At 66.9% G+C, this 15,946-nt stretch carries 16 protein-coding genes; 11 read left to right on the top strand and 5 right to left on the bottom strand.

Features of this window, described 5'->3' with window-relative positions; translation table 11 throughout:
* Nucleotides 1–16: 16 nt before the first annotated feature.
* The gene (locus tag GV161_RS09725) at nt 17–925 is read right to left on the bottom strand and encodes a LysR family transcriptional regulator (protein ID WP_152013526.1); all 909 of its coding nucleotides are present in this window, start codon (nt 923–925) and stop codon (nt 17–19) included.
* A gap of 118 nt (nt 926–1,043) precedes the next feature.
* Between GV161_RS09725 and GV161_RS09720 the strand changes: the two genes are divergently transcribed.
* From GV161_RS09720 to ung, 11 genes are all read left to right on the top strand, one after another.
* Nucleotides 1,044–2,477 (top strand): NAD-dependent succinate-semialdehyde dehydrogenase, encoded by a 1,434-nt coding sequence (locus tag GV161_RS09720; RefSeq protein ID WP_152013525.1) that lies wholly within the window; start codon nt 1,044–1,046, stop codon nt 2,475–2,477.
* Nucleotides 2,478–2,504: 27 nt separating this feature from the next.
* Nucleotides 2,505–3,488 carry a dihydrodipicolinate synthase family protein gene (locus GV161_RS09715; RefSeq protein ID WP_152013524.1) on the top strand — a complete coding sequence of 328 codons (984 nt, stop codon included), beginning with the start codon at nt 2,505–2,507 and terminating at the stop codon, nt 3,486–3,488.
* A 38-nt stretch (nt 3,489–3,526) separates the two neighbouring features.
* Nucleotides 3,527–4,078: a 3-hydroxyanthranilate 3,4-dioxygenase gene (locus GV161_RS09710; protein WP_152013523.1), complete on the top strand. Its 552-nt coding sequence runs from the start codon at nt 3,527–3,529 to the stop codon at nt 4,076–4,078.
* Between the two features lie 120 nt (nt 4,079–4,198).
* On the top strand, nt 4,199–5,371 hold the full coding sequence (locus GV161_RS09705; protein ID WP_152013522.1) for an ABC transporter substrate-binding protein: 1,173 nt from the start codon (nt 4,199–4,201) through the stop codon (nt 5,369–5,371).
* 75 nt (nt 5,372–5,446) lie between these two features.
* Nucleotides 5,447–6,361 (top strand): branched-chain amino acid ABC transporter permease, encoded by a 915-nt coding sequence (locus GV161_RS09700; protein ID WP_152013521.1) that lies wholly within the window; start codon nt 5,447–5,449, stop codon nt 6,359–6,361.
* On the top strand, nt 6,354–7,376 hold the full coding sequence (locus GV161_RS09695; RefSeq protein ID WP_152013520.1) for a branched-chain amino acid ABC transporter permease: 1,023 nt from the start codon (nt 6,354–6,356) through the stop codon (nt 7,374–7,376). The genes GV161_RS09700 and GV161_RS09695 overlap by 8 nt, the downstream gene beginning before the upstream one ends.
* Nucleotides 7,373–8,125: an ABC transporter ATP-binding protein gene (locus GV161_RS09690; RefSeq protein WP_152013519.1), complete on the top strand. Its 753-nt coding sequence runs from the start codon at nt 7,373–7,375 to the stop codon at nt 8,123–8,125. The genes GV161_RS09695 and GV161_RS09690 overlap by 4 nt, the downstream gene beginning before the upstream one ends.
* Nucleotides 8,125–8,826 carry an ABC transporter ATP-binding protein gene (locus tag GV161_RS09685; RefSeq protein WP_152013518.1) on the top strand — a complete coding sequence of 234 codons (702 nt, stop codon included), beginning with the start codon at nt 8,125–8,127 and terminating at the stop codon, nt 8,824–8,826. Before GV161_RS09690 ends, GV161_RS09685 begins: the two co-directional genes overlap by 1 nt.
* A complete protein-coding gene (locus GV161_RS09680; RefSeq protein WP_159650204.1) occupies nt 8,813–9,928 on the top strand; it encodes an alpha/beta hydrolase in 1,116 nt (371 codons plus the stop codon). Before GV161_RS09685 ends, GV161_RS09680 begins: the two co-directional genes overlap by 14 nt.
* On the top strand, nt 9,928–10,746 hold the full coding sequence (locus tag GV161_RS09675; RefSeq protein ID WP_152013516.1) for an aspartate dehydrogenase: 819 nt from the start codon (nt 9,928–9,930) through the stop codon (nt 10,744–10,746). The genes GV161_RS09680 and GV161_RS09675 overlap by 1 nt, the downstream gene beginning before the upstream one ends.
* A gap of 103 nt (nt 10,747–10,849) precedes the next feature.
* Entirely contained in the window at nt 10,850–11,557 is a 708-nt protein-coding gene (gene ung / locus GV161_RS09670; RefSeq protein WP_152013515.1) for a uracil-DNA glycosylase, read from the top strand.
* A 3-nt stretch (nt 11,558–11,560) separates the two neighbouring features.
* Here ung and GV161_RS09665 read toward each other — a convergent pair whose 3' ends face one another.
* The 4 genes from GV161_RS09665 to GV161_RS09650 all read right to left on the bottom strand — a co-directional run bounded on the left by GV161_RS09665 (nt 11,561) and on the right by GV161_RS09650 (nt 15,866).
* Nucleotides 11,561–12,793 carry an AMP-binding protein gene (locus tag GV161_RS09665; protein ID WP_152013514.1) on the bottom strand — a complete coding sequence of 411 codons (1,233 nt, stop codon included), beginning with the start codon at nt 12,791–12,793 and terminating at the stop codon, nt 11,561–11,563.
* A gap of 21 nt (nt 12,794–12,814) precedes the next feature.
* A complete protein-coding gene (locus GV161_RS09660; protein ID WP_152013513.1) occupies nt 12,815–13,498 on the bottom strand; it encodes a zinc metallopeptidase in 684 nt (227 codons plus the stop codon).
* A gap of 32 nt (nt 13,499–13,530) precedes the next feature.
* Complete coding sequence (locus GV161_RS09655) at nt 13,531–14,376, bottom strand: ABC transporter ATP-binding protein (protein WP_152013512.1); 846 nt, start codon at nt 14,374–14,376, stop codon at nt 13,531–13,533.
* 161 nt (nt 14,377–14,537) lie between these two features.
* On the bottom strand, nt 14,538–15,866 hold the full coding sequence (locus GV161_RS09650; RefSeq protein WP_152013511.1) for an ABC transporter substrate-binding protein: 1,329 nt from the start codon (nt 15,864–15,866) through the stop codon (nt 14,538–14,540).
* Between the last annotated feature and the right edge of the window lie 80 nt (nt 15,867–15,946).

Here is a 15,946-nt window from a genome sequence, read left to right as displayed (position 1 = left end):
ATAGGCCGCGCCGAACTCAGTCGATGTCGGCTGGCGTCAGGCGGCGGACATGGCGGCGCAGCACGGCTTCGAACGTCGCCAGTGCCGGCGAGACCGAGCGGCCGCCGGGCCTGATCATGACGATGTCCCGCGCGATCGCGGGGTTCGTCAGCGGCCTCGCCAGGATGCGGCGATGCGGCGCCGCCGCACGCGCATAGGTCGGGAGCACGGCGACGCCTAGCCGTGCTTCGACCAAAGCGAGCGCGGTGGTGATCTGCGAGACCTCATAGGCCGGGACGAGCGGGATGCCGACGGTCTCATAGGCGACCTCGACCAGGAGCCGGATGCCGCTGTCGCGCGTCAGCGTGATCAGCGGCTCGCCCTGCAGCTCCCGCCAATCCACCGTTGCTCCAGCAAACCGGCTGCCGGGGCTGCAGAACAGCATCAGCTGGTCGCGCGCCATCGGGATGCGCTCGATGCCGTCCTCGACGGCCGCGAATGTCCCGAGGCCGCAATCGACCCGGTTCGTCCTGACGGCCTCGATGATCGTGTCTGTGCGCGCGTCGAGCACCGCGACCTGCACGCCGGGAAAGCGCTCGCGCATCTCGGCGATCGCCTCGGGCAGGATCGCCGCCGCCAGCAAAGGCGGGGCAGCGACGGTGATCTTGCCGCGCCGGCGCTCGGCGAGGTCGTTGGCGTTCTGGATGGCGAGGTCGAGATCATGGACGATCTTGGCCGAGGCGCCCTGGAACTCCTGGCCACCCTCGGTCAGTTCGACCCGGCGCGTCGTGCGATCGAACAGGCGGATGCCGAGCGCCTGTTCCAGCTCGCGCACCAATTGCGACAGCGCCGGCTGCGCCATGTGCAGCCGCTCCGCCGCCTTGGTGAAGGTGCCGAGTTCGGCAACGGCGAGGAAGGCCTGGATTTGTCGGAGCGTGACCGCCATGGCGGTATTTATAAGCAGATCATCTCAATTCAGACAAATAAGCTGAATTCCATATGGTGATGGCCAAGGCCATCATGCCTCGACATCGCGCCGCTGGCCGCTCCGTTCGAGGCTTTTCATGACCGCCTATCCCGACCTGCAGCTCTATATCGGTGGCGCCTGGCGCAAGACCTCCGACAGCCTGCCGGTGCTCAACCCAGCCGATGAGAGCGTGATCGGCGCGCTTCCTGTTGCCGCTCGTGCCGATCTCGACGATGCGCTGACCGCGGCCAGGGAAGGCTTCAGGGTCTGGAGCCGGATGTCACCGCGCGTCCGTGGCGAGATCATGCTCAAGGCGGCGGCGCTGATGCGCGCCCGCATCGACGAGATCGCCCATTCGATCACGCTCGAGCACGGCAAGCCCTTCGCCCAGGCGCAGCTCGAGGTGATCCGCGGCTGCGAATTCTTCGAATGGGACGCGGCCGAGGGCCAGCGCACCTATGGAAGGGTGATCCCGAGCGAGCCCGGCATCAAATATGTCGTGATGCACCAGCCGATCGGCATGGTCGCGGCCTTCTCGCCCTGGAATTTTCCGATGAGCCAGCCGGCGCGCAAGATCGCCGGGGCGCTGGCGGCGGGCTGCTCGATCATCCTGAAGGCGGCCGAAGAGACACCAGCGGGTGCGCTCCACATCGCCCGCGCCTTGCACGACGCCGGCCTGCCGCCCGGCGTGTTCAACCTCGTCTTCGGCGTGCCGGCCGACATCTCCTCCTATCTGATCCCGCAGGAGCAGACCCGGCTGATCGCCTTCACCGGCTCGACCGCGGTCGGCAAGCATCTGACCCGGATCGCCGCCGACCATATGAAGCCGGTGCTGATGGAGCTCGGCGGCCATGCCCCGGTGATCGTCTGCGACGACGTCGACCCGGTCGCGGCGGCGATGGCCTCGGCGATCCGCAAGTCGCGCAATGCCGGCCAGGTCTGCACCTCGCCGACCCGCTTCTTCGTGCAGGAGCCGATCTACGAGGCTTTCGCCAGGGCCTTCGCCGAGAAGGCCCGCTCGGTGGTGGTCGGCAACGGCCTCGAGGCCGGAACGCAGATGGGCCCGGTCGCCAATCATCGCCGCATCGAGGCGATGGAGACGCTGGTCGCTGACGCCAAGGCCAAGGGTGCGCGCGTTCTCGCCGGCGGCGAGCGCATCGGCAATCGCGGCTATTTCTTCCCGGTGACCGTGCTCGCCGATGTGCCCGATGATGCGAGGATCATGCGCGAGGAGCCGTTCGGGCCGCTCGCGGTGATAAACCCGGTGTCGACGCTGGACGATGCGATCAGCAAGGCGAACGGCCTGCCCTTCGGCCTTGCCGCCTATGCCTTCACCCATTCGGCGAGCAGGGCCGATCGTCTCGCCGACGAGATCGAGGCCGGAAACGTCTCGATCAACACGCTGGAGGCTTCAGTCGCCGAGACGCCGTTCGGCGGCGTCAAGGACAGCGGCTATGGCCGCGAGGGCGGCGCCGAGGGGCTCTCGCACTACACGATCATCAAGACCGTTTCGCACCGCATGGCGATCTGACCGGCGGGCGACAAGGAGGCAGCCCACATGAAATACGCCAGGAAAGACGCGAAGGCTTACACCCGCGCCAATATGAAGGGCATCTGGGCGGCCGGGCTCACGCCCTTCACCCGGTCGCTCGCCATCGACGAGGACGGTTTCCGCGAGAACATCCGGCACTGGACTGATGATCTCGGTATCGACGGCCTGTTCATCGCCGGCAAGCAGGGCGAGTTCTTCTCGATGTCGGTCGAGGAGCGCAAGCGCAGCTTCGAGCTCGCCGTCGAGGCCTCGGCCGGCCGTGGGCAGACGATCATGTCCTGCTCCGACCAGAACATGGACGTCGTGATCGATCTGGCGAAGCACGCCCAGAAGGTCGGCGCCGACTACATCGTCGTGCACGCGCCGCTCTTGCACTTCTTCAAGGCCCAGGACGAGACGCTCTACGAGTACTACCGGACCATCGCCGAGCAGGTCGACATCGGCATCGCGCTGTGGAGCCATCCGGACTCCGGCTATCTGATGAGCCCGCAGCTCTGCAATCGCCTCGCCGACATCGAGAACGTCGTCGCGATCAAGTACAGCGTGCCGCGCGCCATGTATGCCGAGCTGACCCGGCTCGCCGGCGACCGCATCCTGGTCAGCACGGCCTCGGAGGAGGAATGGCTCGACAACATCGTCGAGCTCGGCTGGCAGGTCTATCTCTGCTCCTCGCCGCCCTATCTGATCCAGACGGCGGCCGATCGGCGCATGCGCGACTACACCGACCTCGCCTTTGCCGGCGAGGTCGAGAAGGCCCATGCGGTGCGCGACAGCCTGAACCCGGTGCGCGAAGCACTGCGCACGACGCGGCCGGCCGAGAAGCCGCATGCGCATCAGAAATACTGGCAGGAACTGCTCGGGCAGGTCGGCGGGCGCGTGCGCACGCCGCTGCTGGAGCTGACCGAGGCCGAGAAGGCGGCGACGCGCGCTGCTTTCGAGAACTGTGGGCTGAAGCTCGGGGCGGGCCGGCCCCTGGCGAAGGCTGGTTGAAAAACGGGCAGGACAGCATCAACGGGAGAGGTGAAGCGATGGCGACCGAAGGACGGCTGAAGGCTTTCAACTTCAAGAAGTGGATCGCGGAGAACGAGCACCTGCTGAAGCCGCCGGTCGGCAACAAGAAGGTGTTCGACGACGGCCAGATGACTGTGATGGTCGTCGGCGGGCCGAACCAGCGCGCCGATTACCATGACGACCCGGTGGAGGAGTTCTTCTACCAGCTCAAGGGCGACATGATGCTCAAGCTGGTCGACGACGGGAAGCATTACGACGTCACGATCCGCGAGGGCGACGTCTTCCTGCTGCCGCCGCATGTGCGCCATTCGCCGCAGCGCCCGCAGGAGGGCTCGATCGGGCTCGTTGTCGAGCCGGCGCGCCATGTCGACCAGGTCGACGGCTTCGAATGGTACTGCTTCGAGTGCAACGGCCTGGTGCATCGCATCGAGCTCAAGGTCGGGGATCTCGTGAAGGATCTGCCACCGCTCTACGAAGCCTTCTTCGCCGACGAGAAGGCCCGCACCTGCAAGCAGTGCGGCGCCGTCCACCCTGGCAGGAAGCCGCCGGCCGGCTGGGTCGCGCTCTGAAAGACGGCGAAGGCGTCGGCTCAGCCGGCGCCTTTGCGGCTCTTGCGTGCCGATCCAAAATTGCTTTAAGCTTAAAATAATTTCTGACAATCCGACGCAAATGATCGGAGGAGGGGAACCATGCAGCACCTTAAATCAGTAGGCCTGGGAGTGATGCTGGCTGCCGCCGCCGCCATGCCGGCGCTGGCCCAGCAAGTGCCGGTCAAGATCGGCATGGTCACGACGCTGTCGGGGCCGGGCGGCTATCTTGGCCAGGACATCCGCGACGCCTTCAAGCTGGCCATCGACATGAACGGCGGCAAGCTCGGCGGCGCGCCGGTCGAGCTCGTTGTCGAGGATGATGCGCTGAAGCCCGGCCAAGGCAAGCAGATCGCCGAGAAGATGCTGAAGACCGACGGCATCAAGATCATGACCGGCATCGTCTTCTCGAACGTCGCCGGCGCGACCGTGCCCGATATCGTCGATGCGGGGGCGCTCTATGTCAGCCCCAATGCCGCGCCGTCGAACTTCGCCGGCAAGGAGTGCAACGAGAACTATTTCGTCGTCTCCTGGCAGAACGACAGCCTGCATGAGAGCGCCGGCCAGCACGCCACCAATCTCGGCTACAAGAAGGCCTTCATCCTCGCGCCGAACTACCAGGCCGGCAAGGATGCGCTCGCCGGCTTCAAGCGCCTGTTCAAGGGCGAGATCGCCGGCGAGGTTTATACCCGCCTCGACCAGACCGATTTCGCGCCCGAGATGGCGCAGATCCGCTCGGCCAATCCCGACGTCGTCTTCCAGTTCCATCCTGGCGGGCTCGGCATCGCCTTCCTGCGCCAGTATCAGCAGGCCGGCCTCCTCGGCAAAACCCCGATGGTGCTGGCCGAGCCTTCGCTCGACGCGACCACGCTGAAGGCTGTCGGCGACGCCGCGCTCGGGCTCAGCGTCACCGCGCACTGGAATACCGACTTCGACAATGCCTCGAACAAGGCTTTCGTCGAGGCCTTCACCAAGGCCTATAACCGCGTGCCGACCTATTACGCCAGCCAGGGCTACGACACCGCGCTCGCCATCGCCTCGGCGCTGAAGGCGACCGGCGGCAAAACCGACGTGCCGGCGCTGCGCAAGGCGCTTGCCAAGGCCGATTTCCAGTCGGTGCGCGGCGCCTTCAAGTTCGGCCCGAACCAGCACCCGGTCCAGGACTGGTACGCGCTCAAGGTCGAGAAGGGCGCGGATGGCACGCCGGTCCTGAAGACGTCAGGCAAGGTGCTGAGCAATCACGCCGACGCCTACGCCAAGGATTGTAAGCTCTGAACCACTGACAAGCTCCCGCATCGACGGGATGGGCCGCTTCCAGCCCATCCCGTCGCCAGCCGGACGTGACCAGCGATGACGCTCGTTCTCGAACAATTGCTCAACGGCCTGCAGTTCGGCGTGATGCTGTTCCTGCTCGCCGCCGGACTGACGCTGATCTTCGGCATCATGGGCGTGATCAACCTCGCCCATGGCTCGCTCTACATGGTCGGCGCCTATGCCGCCGCCTTCGCTGCGGCGCAGACTGGCTCGGTCCTGCTCGCCATAGTGGCCGGCCTGGCGGCAGCAGCCCTGGTCGGCATGGCGATGGAGCTCTTCGTGCTGCGCCGGCTTTATGCCCGCGACCATCTCGACCAGGTGCTGGCGACCTTCGCGCTGATCCTGATCTTCAACCAGAGCGTCACCATCCTGTTCGGGCGCCAGCCGCTCTTCGTCTCGGTGCCACCGGCGCTCAACGGCTCCATCGAATTGCTGCCGGGGCTGACCTATCCGATCTATCGCCTGATCATCATCGCCGTCGGCCTTGCCGTTGCGCTCGGGCTCTATCTTCTGATCAACCGCACCCGCATCGGCATGCTGGTCCGCGCCGGCGCGACCCATCGCGAGATGGTCCGGGCACTCGGCGTCGACATCCGCCTGCTCTACACCGCCGTCTTCGGGCTCGGCGCCCTGCTCGCCGGTCTCGCCGGACTGATGGCCGGGCCGATCCTGGCCGTGCAGGTCGGCATGGGCGAGCAGATCCTGATCATGACCTTTGTCGTGGTCGTCATTGGCGGTGTCGGCTCGATCCGCGGCGCCTTCTTCGGTGCGCTGATCGTCGGCCTCGTCGACACCTCCCTGCGCGCCTTCCTGCCCGGCCTGCTGCGGCAGGTCATGACCGGCTCGGAAGCCGATGCGCTCGGCGCTGGCCTGGCCTCGATGGGCATCTACATGCTGATGGCCGTGGTGCTGCTGGTGCGGCCCAAGGGACTCTTCCCCGCCAATGTCTGAGGACGCCATCACACACGCCGGCCCTAACACGCCGAGCACCGGCCGCGCACTGGTGCTGCTTGCACTGGCTCTCGGGCTCGTCGCGCTGCCCTTCATCGTCCAGGCGCTCGGCCAGCCGGCTTTGGTGCCGCTGGCGACCCGCGTGCTGATCTATGCGATCGCCGCAGCCAGCCTCAACCTCGCGCTCGGTTTCGGCGGCATGGTCTCGTTCGGGCACGCCGCCTTCTTCGGGGTCGGCGGCTATGTCGTCGGCATCCTCTATCGCAATTTCGTCGACGATAGCCTCTTCCTCGGCCTGATCCCGGGCACGAGCCAGCTCCTGATCACGCTGCCGGCCGCGATCCTGGTCGGAGGCCTCCTCGCCTTGCTGATCGGCGCGCTCTGCCTGCGCACCAGCGGCGTGCAGTTCATCATGATCACGCTCGCCTTCGCGCAGATGCTGTTCTTCCTGTTCGTCTCGCTCAAGGCCTATGGCGGCGATGACGGCATGACGATCCGCCGCCGCAACGAGCTCTTCGGCCTCAACACTCGCGACGACATCACCTTCTATTTCATCTGCCTCGCGGTCGCGGCGCTGGTGTTCCTGGCGCTCTGGCGCATCGTCGGCTCGCGCTTCGGCATGGTGCTGGCCGGCATCCGCCAGAACGAGCGGCGCATGGCGGCGATCGGCATCGCGCCTTATCGCTACAAGCTCGCCGCTTTCGTCATCTCCGGCATGGGCACCGGCCTCGCCGGCGCGCTGATGGCGAATTATCTGCGCTTCGTCAGCCCCGACATGCTGCACTGGACCAAGTCGGGCGAGCTGATGATCATGGTCATCCTCGGCGGCGTCGGCACCTTGCTCGGCCCGCTCTTCGGCGCCGCCGCCCTCGTCATCCTCGAGACGGTGCTGACCTCCTGGACCGAGCATTGGCAGCTCGTCCTCGGGCCGATCCTGCTGCTTGTCGTCCTGTTCACGCAGGGCGGGCTCAACGGACTGTTCAGCCGGCTCGGCCTCGGCAGGAGCGAGCGATGAGCCAGCCGCTCCTTTCCGTCCGCGGCCTGCGCAAGCGCTTCGGCGGCCTGATCGCCACCGACAGCGTCGACCTCGACGTCGTCGAGGGCGAGATCCACGCTTTGATCGGCCCCAATGGTGCCGGCAAGACCACGCTGCTGACCCAGCTCTTCGGCGAGCTCAGCCATGATGCCGGAGAGATCAGGTTGGAGGGTGAACCGATCGATACCCTCGCCACGCCGCAGCGCGTCCGGCGCGGCCTTGCCCGCACCTTCCAGATCAACCAGCTGCTGCCCGATTTCAGTATGCTCGACAATGTCGCGCTCGCCGTTCAGGCGCGGCAGGGCCACAGCTTCCGTTTTCTGGCCGATGCCCGCCGCGACAAAAGCCTGCGCCAGCGCGCCCGCGAACATCTGACCGCTGCCGGCCTCGCGCACCGCGCCGAGGTCAAGGTCGCCGATCTCTCTCATGGCGAGCAGAAGCAGCTCGAATTCGCCATCGCGCTCGCCTGCGAGCCGCGCCTGCTCCTGCTCGACGAGCCGATGGCGGGCCTCGGCCATGCCGAGAGCGAGCAGATGGTCACGATGCTCTCAGGGCTGAAGGGTCGCGTCACCATGCTCTTGGTCGAGCACGACATGGACGCCGTCTTCGCGCTCGCCGACCGGATCTCGGTGCTGGTCTATGGCCGCATCATCGCGACCGGGACGGCGCAGGAGATCCGCGACAACGCCGATGTGCGCACCGCCTATCTCGGTGAGGGGGACGCCTGATGCTGAGCGTGCGCAACTTGCAATCGGCCTATGGCGCAAGCCAGGTGCTGTTCGATGTCGGCCTCGATATCGGCGAGGGCGAGGTCGTCACGCTGCTCGGCCGCAACGGCATGGGCAAGACCACGACGGTGCGCTCGCTGATGGGGCTGCTGTCGCCCAAGGGCGGCGAGATCAGCTTCGACGGCCGTCCACTCAAGGGCAATACGCCGGAGGCGATCGCCCGCTGCGGCATCGGCCTCGTGCCGGAGGGGCGGCAGGTCTTCCCAACGCTCACCGTGCGCGAGAACCTCGTCGCCACTGCCGCGAACCGGCTCGGGCGCTCGTCGCCCTGGACGCTGGAGCGGGTTTACGCCCTGTTCCCACGCCTTCAGGAGCGCGCTGGCCAGTCGGCCCGCACGCTCTCAGGCGGCGAGCAGCAGATGCTGGCGGTCGGCCGGGCGCTGATGACCAATCCCAAGCTCCTGATCCTCGACGAGGCGACGGAAGGGCTGGCGCCGGTGATCCGCGCCGAGATCTGGCGTTGTCTGGAGGCGCTGAAGGCGCAGGGGCAGTCGATCCTGCTGATCGACAAGAACATCGCCGTGCTGAAGCGCCTCGCCGACCGCCACTACATCATCGAGAAGGGGCGCACGGTCTGGTCCGGCTCTAGCAGCGACCTCGCGGCCAATGCGGAACTGGTGCATCGCTATGTCGGCGTCTGAAACGCAGATCGTCGCGCGCAGCGCTGCGGCCGACCCTGTCGAGGCCTTGCGCGATACGCTGAGCGAGATCCTCGCCGGTCTGGTCGCGGCTGGTTGCGGCCCGCATCACCTGACCGGGATGGACTGGGAGAGCGCCGACCCCGCCGCCTTCCATCTCTCGCGCCATATGGTCGAACTGGCCTATCGCGAGGTTTTTGCCGGCTTCCGCCCGCCGATCCGGCTGCGGCCCGGAAACGAAGCCGGCCTGACGATCCGCGCCCGCCACGCCTCGCCGCAGCCGCTGCCCGACATCGAGGTCGAGGGCTATCCGCTGCGCGAGCTCGGCCGGCAGTACAGCCCACGCCTGCAGGCCGACATGACCGCGCTGTTTCGGCAATGGAGCAGAGACGGCGCCGCCTTCCGCGCCGGCCATGGCGGGCTCGACCTCGCTTATGGCCCCGGCCGCTTCGAGACGCTCGATCTCTATCGCCCGGCCGGTGTGAAGCGCGCGCCGATCTTCGTCTTCATCCATGGCGGCTACTGGCAGGCTTCTGACAAAGTCCAGCACGCGCAGTTCTCGCAGGGGCTGCTCGATGCCGGTTTCGCGATTGCCCAGCCGAATTACGGGCTGGCTCCGGAGACGCCGTTGGAAGCGAGCATCGCCCAGACTGTCGCGGCTCTGAATTTCCTCGTCCGCGAAGCCGATGCGCTCGGCTTCGATCCGACACAGCTGCACATCAGCGGCCATTCCGCCGGCGCCCATCTTGCCGCGATGGCATTGTGCGACCCCGCTGCTCCGCCGGTCGCCTCAGCCCTGCTGCTCTCCGGCCTCTATGATCTGAAACCGCTCGGCCATTTGCCGATCGGGCGCCTGCTCGGCCTCGACGATACCGAGCGCGCGGTGCGCCTCAGCCCGCTCGGGCGACCGCGCCCTGCCGGCACCCGTCTTGCTTTTGCGGTCGGCGAGGGCGAGAGCGAGGCGTTCAAGCGGCAATCGGCGACGCTGGCTGCGGCCTGGCAGGCGCCGGAGCCGCTGCTCTGCGCCGGGCATCACTTCAGCATGCTCGAGGGATTGAATGGCGGCCCGTTGCTCGACCTCACCTTGCAGACGGCAGGGCGATGATGAACCGCCGGCGCAAGCCGCTCCGGATCGCGCTGGTCGGCTGGGGCGCGATCAACCGGCATGTCGTCCGGCTGCTGTCGCGATCGGCGGTCGCTGAGGCCGTCTCGCTCGTCGCCATCGGCGTGCGCTCGCCTGAGCGCGCGCAGGATGTTCCGCCCGGCACGAGCCTTGTGACCGACCCTGGCCAGCTTGCCGGGCTCGATCTCGACATCGTGGCGGAAGCGGCGGGGCAGCCGGCCGTCGCGCTCTGGGGTGAGAGCGCCTTGCGGCAGGCAGGGGCATTCGCGGTGACCTCGGCCGGCGCTCTCGCCGACGCGGCGCTGCTCGAGCGCCTCATCTCGGCCGCCGAAGCTGCCGGCAGCCAGCTCGTCGTCACATCAGGCGCACTCGCCGGCATAGATGCACTTGCGGCCGCCTCGGCGCTGCCGCTCGACGAGGTCGTCCATGCCATCGTCAAGCCGCCGGCAGCCTGGCGGGGCACGCCGGCCGAGGCGCTCCTCGCGCTCGATGCGTTGACCGCGCCGGCCAGCTTCTTCACCGGCTCGGCCCGCGAGGCAGCTCGGCGCTTTCCCCAGAATGCCAATGTCGCGGTGATCTCGGCGCTCGCCGGCATCGGGCTGGACCGGACCCGTGTCGAGCTGATCGCCGATCCCGGGATCACTGCGAACTGCCATCGCCTGAGCGCGCGCGGCGCCTTCGGCCGCCTCAGCGTCACCATCGAGAACAGGCCGCTCGCCGACAATCCGAAATCGTCGGAGATGGCCGCGCTCAGCCTCGTTCGGGTGATCAGCAACAGCGTCAGCCCGCTCTGCCGTTGATCCTGCCGCAGCTCGACCGGGTCATCATGGCCTGCGATGATCTGGAGTCCCGGGTTGCGCCGCTCCGCGGTTCGCCCGGATGACGATGGATGACCCGATCACGATGACATCGACGATGACCTATCGCGCGGCGCTTGATGCGTTTCTGGCCTCGCCGGCTTCAGCCTCCTGGCGCGACCTTTCCGTCTTCCGCGACGGGATGGTGGCGCGTGCCTGCGCCGCCGTCGATGCCGAGCGCGCTACCGGCCAGGTCGTGGCACCCGTGCCGGAGCGCTTCCTGGCGGCGCTCACGCTGACGCCGCTCGATCAGGTGCGGGTCGTCATTCTCGGCCAGGACCCTTACCCGACGCCCGGTCATGCCAACGGGCTCGCCTTCTCCTATGTCGGCCCGCCGCCGTTGCCGCGCTCGCTGGTCAACATCTACAAGGAACGGGCCGAAGATCTGCAACATGCCGCCCCCGCTGGCGGTGACCTCTCGCTCTGGGCGAAGCAAGGCGTGTTGCTGCTGAACACCGCGCTGACGGTGCGCGAGGGCGCGACGCAGGCCGGCTCGCATCTCAAGCTCGGCTGGCGTGCGGTGACGGACGAAATCCTTGCGGCCGTCTCGCAACGGCGGCCGCATGCCGTGTTCATGCTCTGGGGCGCGCCGGCGCAGGCCAAGCGCACCCTGATCGACGAGAGCAGGCATCTCGTCATCGCCAGCGCCCATCCCTCGCCGTTGTCGGCGCGGCGCGGATTCTTCGGCTCGAAGCCGTTCAGCCAGGCGAATGACTGGCTGAAGGCGAAAGGGGAGGAGCCGATCGCGTGGTGAGGGTTATCCCACCGGCCGCTCGTCGGCGATGACCTTGCCGTCGTTCGGGAGCGCGCCGAGCGGCAGCACCTCGACGGAGCCCTTCAGCTTGGTCACCTGCTGCAGGGTCGAGGAGACCGCGTCGATGAAGCCTTTCGGCTCTGCATAGATCTCGGCCTTGAGCGTCATCGTGTCGAGCTCGTTGGCCCGGCCGATGACGAGGCGAAGCTTGGCGATCTCGGCATGCCGGCGGGCGATCTCGGCGACCTGCTCGGGCCGCACGAACATGCCCTTGACCTTGGCCGTCTGGTCGGCGCGGCCGAGCCAGCCCTTGATCCGCTGGTTGGTGCGGCCGCTGGCGCTGGCACCCGGCAGGACCGCGGTGAGGTCGCCGACGGCGAGGCGGATCTGCGGGTGGTGCGGGTCGAGATTGGTGACGATGATCTCGCCGACCTCGCCCTCCGTGACGGGGTCGCCGGTGCCGGGGCGAACGATCTCGACGATCAGGTTCTCGTTCAGCACCATGCCGTCGCGGGCGCCGGTCTCATAGGCGATCAGCCCGATATCGGCGGTAGCGTAGAGCTGGTAGGCGTCGACGCCGCGGTCGCGGACCCAGGCCTGCAGCGATGGCGGGAAGGCTGCCCCCGAGACGATCGCCCGCTTCAGGCAGGAGGTGTCGACGCCGCGGCTGTCGGCGGCCTCGATCAGCAGCTTCAGGAAGTCCGGCGTGCCGAGATAGGCGCTCGGTCGGTAGGCGCCGATCACCTCCATCTGCTGCTCGACATTGCCCGGGCCGGCCGGGATGACCGCGCAGCTGATGGCGCGCGCGGCCGAATCCATGACGAAGCCGCCCGGTGTCAGATGATAGCCGAAGGTGTTGAGCACGACGTCTCCCTTGCGGAAACCGGCGGCGTAAAGGCCGCGTGCCGTGCCCCAGGGATCGATGCCGGCGCCCTCAGGCTCGAAGATTGGGCCGGGCGAGGTGAAGAGCCGGCCGAAGGAGCCGAGCGGCGCACCGACGAAGCCGCCGAAGGGCGGGCTGTCCTTGTGCAGCGCCGGCAGGTCGGCCTTGCGCAGCACCGGCAGTTTGGCGAGCGCGGCGCGGTCGGTGACGCCGATCGGATCGACGCCCTTCAGATGCGCGGCATAGCCCGGTGTCGCCAGCGCAGCGGCGAGCACGGCCGGCAGTTTTGCGAACAGGTCGGCCTCGCGCCGCTCGGGCGGCCGGGTCTCGAGATCGTCGTAGTGCTCGCTCATCGCTCTTGCCCTTGAGGTCGCCTATCGGATGACGCGCAGGATGCGCAGGAAGTCGAGCAGTCCCATCAGCGATGCCGCGACATAGGTCATCGCCGCGGCCCGCAGCACGCCACGCGCCGCGGGCATGTCGTCGGGGTGGAGGTACTTGTCGTAGTCGAGGATCGGCAGTGCCTTGCCGAAACTGGCGTCGAATTCGACCGGCAGCGTCAGCAGGTGCACGACGACGCCGAGGCCGAGCAAAGCGATGACGGCGCCGAACTGGAACAGGCCGATCGCCGGCACCCGTGTGAAGATCATCACGATCGGCACCGCGACCAGCACCACCATCGCGATCTTGTCGACCGTCCCCAGCAGGCGGGCGAGGCGGGTGCGCAGCGCAAAGAGCTGGCTGCCCTGGGCATGCTGGATGGCGTGCGCGACCTCATGTGCGGCGACGGCGACCGCTGTGATCGAGCGGCCGTCATGATTCCTGGGCGAGAGCCGCACAATGCGGGCATCGGGATCGTAGTGGTCGCCGCCATCGGCGGTCGTCTCGACAGCCACCTTGTCCAGCCCGTAGCGATCGAGCAGATGGCGCGCGAGCTCACCCCCGGTTCCGGGCAGATCGGGCCTGTCGGCGGCGTGCCTGTCCATGACGTGGCGGACCCAGAATTGCGGACCGAGGATCAACGCGAGAATGATAAGGGCGACGATGAGGTAGAGCATGGGCTGGACATGCCCTGCCGAAACGGGCCGGACTATGACAGCCAGCGCTTGCGGCGCTTGTAGCTCTTGACCTCGCGGAAGGATTTCTTGTTGCCCTCGGCGACGCCCAGATAGAATTCCTTCACGTCCTCGTTCTCTCGCAGCATCTTCGCCTCGCCGTCCATGACGACGCGGCCGGTCTCCATGATGTAGCCATAGGTGGCGTAGCGCAGCGCCATGTTGGTGTTCTGCTCGGCGACGAGGAAGGAGACGTCCTCCTTGTCGTTGAGCTGGCGAACGATCTCGAAGATTTCCTCGACGATCTGCGGCGCCAGTCCCATGGACGGCTCGTCGAGCAGAATCATCTTGGGCTTGCTCATCATGGCGCGGCCGACAGCGCACATCTGCTGCTCGCCGCCGGAGGTGTAGCCGGCCTGCGAGTTGCGGCGCTGCTTCAACCTGGGGAAGAGCTCGTAGATCTTCTCGAGGTCGCGCCTGATCGCGGCATTGCCGTCGCGGCGGGTGAAGGCGCCGGTCAGGAGATTTTCCTCGATCGAGAGATGGCCGAAGCAGTGCCGGCCTTCCATCACCTGGATGCAGCCGCGGCGCACCAGTTCGTTCGGCGACATCTTGTCGACGCGCTCGCCGTCGAAGACGATCGAGCCCTTGGTGACCTCGCCGCGCTCGGCCTTGAGCAGGTTCGAGATCGCCTTCAGCGTCGTGGTCTTGCCAGCGCCGTTGGCGCCGAGGATCGCGACGATGCCCTTGCGCGGCACGGTCAGCGAGACGCCCTTCAGCACCAGGATGACGTGATCGTAGATCACCTCGATATTGTTCAGCGACAGGATGGTGTCCGTCGCCGCGGCGGTGGTGGGCTTCTCGAGAGTGGCGGTCGACATCTTGCGCGCTCCTTCCTTCTCCCCTCGGGGGAGAAGGTGGCCCGGCGTCAGCCGGGTCGGATGAGGGACGGACGGATGAGGGCGGGTGCTGGACTTCCCTCATCCGTCTGCTTCGCAGACACCTTCTCCCCCGGAGGGGAGAAGGATTGGCGCTCGTCAGATCAGGACGACTTCTCGCAAGGTTCGGTGCGCTTGGGCCAATTGCCGGCCTTCTCGACATAGTCCTTGGCGTTGGCCTCGATCAGCGGCCGGACCTCGTCCTTCATCGGCTCGATCCAGTCGCCCTTCTGGGTCCACTTGGTGCCATCCCATTCGGCGACATAGGCCTTGTGGTGGCCGGAATGGTCGGTGCAGCTGACCTTCACCGGCGAGGCGAAGCCGGCCATGCCGATCTCCTTGAGCCGGGCCTCGTCGATGTTCAGGTTCTCGAGCCCGCGGCGCATGTCCTCGGGGTTGATCACCTTCTTGCCGGTCAGCTTCTGGGCGGTGCGGATCGCCTCGACCACGAGCATCGAGTTGTAGACGCCGCGATTGTAGAGGTTCTCGCCGACCTTCTCCTTCGGAGTCGTGCTCTTCCCCTTGTCCACGACATGCTTGAGGATGTCCTGGATCACCGGGAAGTTCTGGCCGGCCGCGTTGAAGTTCAGCGAGCGATAGCCCTTGGCCTCGGCGCCGCCGGCGCGGGCGTCGTCGTCACCGCCGGCCCACCAGACGCCGACCAGCTTGTTGATCGGGAAGTTGTTCTTGATGGCTTCCTTGACCGCGGTCGGGTTCATCGCACCCCAGCCCTGGTTGTAGAGGAAGTCCGGCCGATCGCGGCGGATCGAGAGCCAGAGCGAGCCCTGGTTCTGCATGTCGGCCGCGGCGACCGGATAGAGCTTGAGCTCGAAGCCGTATTTCTTGGCGAGGTTCTCGAGCACCGGGATCGGCTCCTTGCCGAAGGGCGCGTCGAGATGGATCAGGCCGAGCTTCTTGCCTTTGAGCTTGTCCATGCCGCCGAGCTCGGCGGCCATGTGCTTCACCATCACCGAGGCGCCGTCCCAATAGGTCAGCGGCGGGATGAAGACCCAGGGGAAGTTGGTGCCGTCAGCCGAGGCCGAGAGGCCATAGGCCATCGACAGGATCGGCAGCTTGTCGACATGGGCGCGCGGAATCGCGGCCAGCGTCGCGCCGGTCGACCACGGGCTGTAGACGATGGTCTTCGACTTGACCTGCTCGTAGCACTCGATCGACTTCTTGGTGTCGTAGCCGGTCTCGCACTCCTCATAGATGACCTTGACGCCGTTCACGCCGCCGTCGCGCTCGTTGATCATGTTGATGTAGTCGCGCATGCCGTCGCCGATCGGGATGCCCGAGCCCGAGAACGGGCCGGTGCGATAGGCGTTGTTGGAGAAGTAGATCGTCTCCTGCGCATTGGCCGGGGCGGCGATCGCGCCGGCGGCGAGAAGCGCGCCGAGAGCGACGCTCCTGATGATGCTGCTCTTTGTCATAGGCTTCCTCCGTGGTTGCCGGGTCCGGCCAAGCCGCCCCGTCTTCGCTTGCCCGCCGCTTGAAGACCGCGGCGGGTCGT

This window comes from Bosea sp. 29B, from assembly GCF_902506165.1.
In the GTDB taxonomy this organism is placed as follows: Bacteria; Pseudomonadota; Alphaproteobacteria; order Rhizobiales; family Beijerinckiaceae; genus Allobosea.
This window is presented reverse-complemented; position numbering and strand designations above follow the sequence as displayed.

Coding starts and splice junctions, on each gene's coding strand:
- GV161_RS09705 (WP_152013522.1), top strand. CDS start 4,199: ATGCAGCACCTTAAATCAGTAGGCCTGGGAGTGATGCTGGCTGCCGCC.
- GV161_RS09695 (WP_152013520.1), top strand. CDS start 6,354: ATGTCTGAGGACGCCATCACACACGCCGGCCCTAACACGCCGAGCACC.
- GV161_RS09675 (WP_152013516.1), top strand. CDS start 9,928: ATGAACCGCCGGCGCAAGCCGCTCCGGATCGCGCTGGTCGGCTGGGGC.
- GV161_RS09700 (WP_152013521.1), top strand. CDS start 5,447: ATGACGCTCGTTCTCGAACAATTGCTCAACGGCCTGCAGTTCGGCGTG.
- GV161_RS09715 (WP_152013524.1), top strand. CDS start 2,505: ATGAAATACGCCAGGAAAGACGCGAAGGCTTACACCCGCGCCAATATG.
- GV161_RS09665 (WP_152013514.1), bottom strand. CDS start 12,793: ATGAGCGAGCACTACGACGATCTCGAGACCCGGCCGCCCGAGCGGCGC.
- GV161_RS09720 (WP_152013525.1), top strand. CDS start 1,044: ATGACCGCCTATCCCGACCTGCAGCTCTATATCGGTGGCGCCTGGCGC.
- GV161_RS09650 (WP_152013511.1), bottom strand. CDS start 15,866: ATGACAAAGAGCAGCATCATCAGGAGCGTCGCTCTCGGCGCGCTTCTC.
- GV161_RS09680 (WP_159650204.1), top strand. CDS start 8,813: ATGTCGGCGTCTGAAACGCAGATCGTCGCGCGCAGCGCTGCGGCCGAC.
- GV161_RS09690 (WP_152013519.1), top strand. CDS start 7,373: ATGAGCCAGCCGCTCCTTTCCGTCCGCGGCCTGCGCAAGCGCTTCGGC.
- GV161_RS09725 (WP_152013526.1), bottom strand. CDS start 925: ATGGCGGTCACGCTCCGACAAATCCAGGCCTTCCTCGCCGTTGCCGAA.
- GV161_RS09655 (WP_152013512.1), bottom strand. CDS start 14,376: ATGTCGACCGCCACTCTCGAGAAGCCCACCACCGCCGCGGCGACGGAC.
- GV161_RS09685 (WP_152013518.1), top strand. CDS start 8,125: ATGCTGAGCGTGCGCAACTTGCAATCGGCCTATGGCGCAAGCCAGGTG.
- GV161_RS09660 (WP_152013513.1), bottom strand. CDS start 13,498: ATGCTCTACCTCATCGTCGCCCTTATCATTCTCGCGTTGATCCTCGGT.
- ung (WP_152013515.1), top strand. CDS start 10,850: ATGACATCGACGATGACCTATCGCGCGGCGCTTGATGCGTTTCTGGCC.
- GV161_RS09710 (WP_152013523.1), top strand. CDS start 3,527: ATGGCGACCGAAGGACGGCTGAAGGCTTTCAACTTCAAGAAGTGGATC.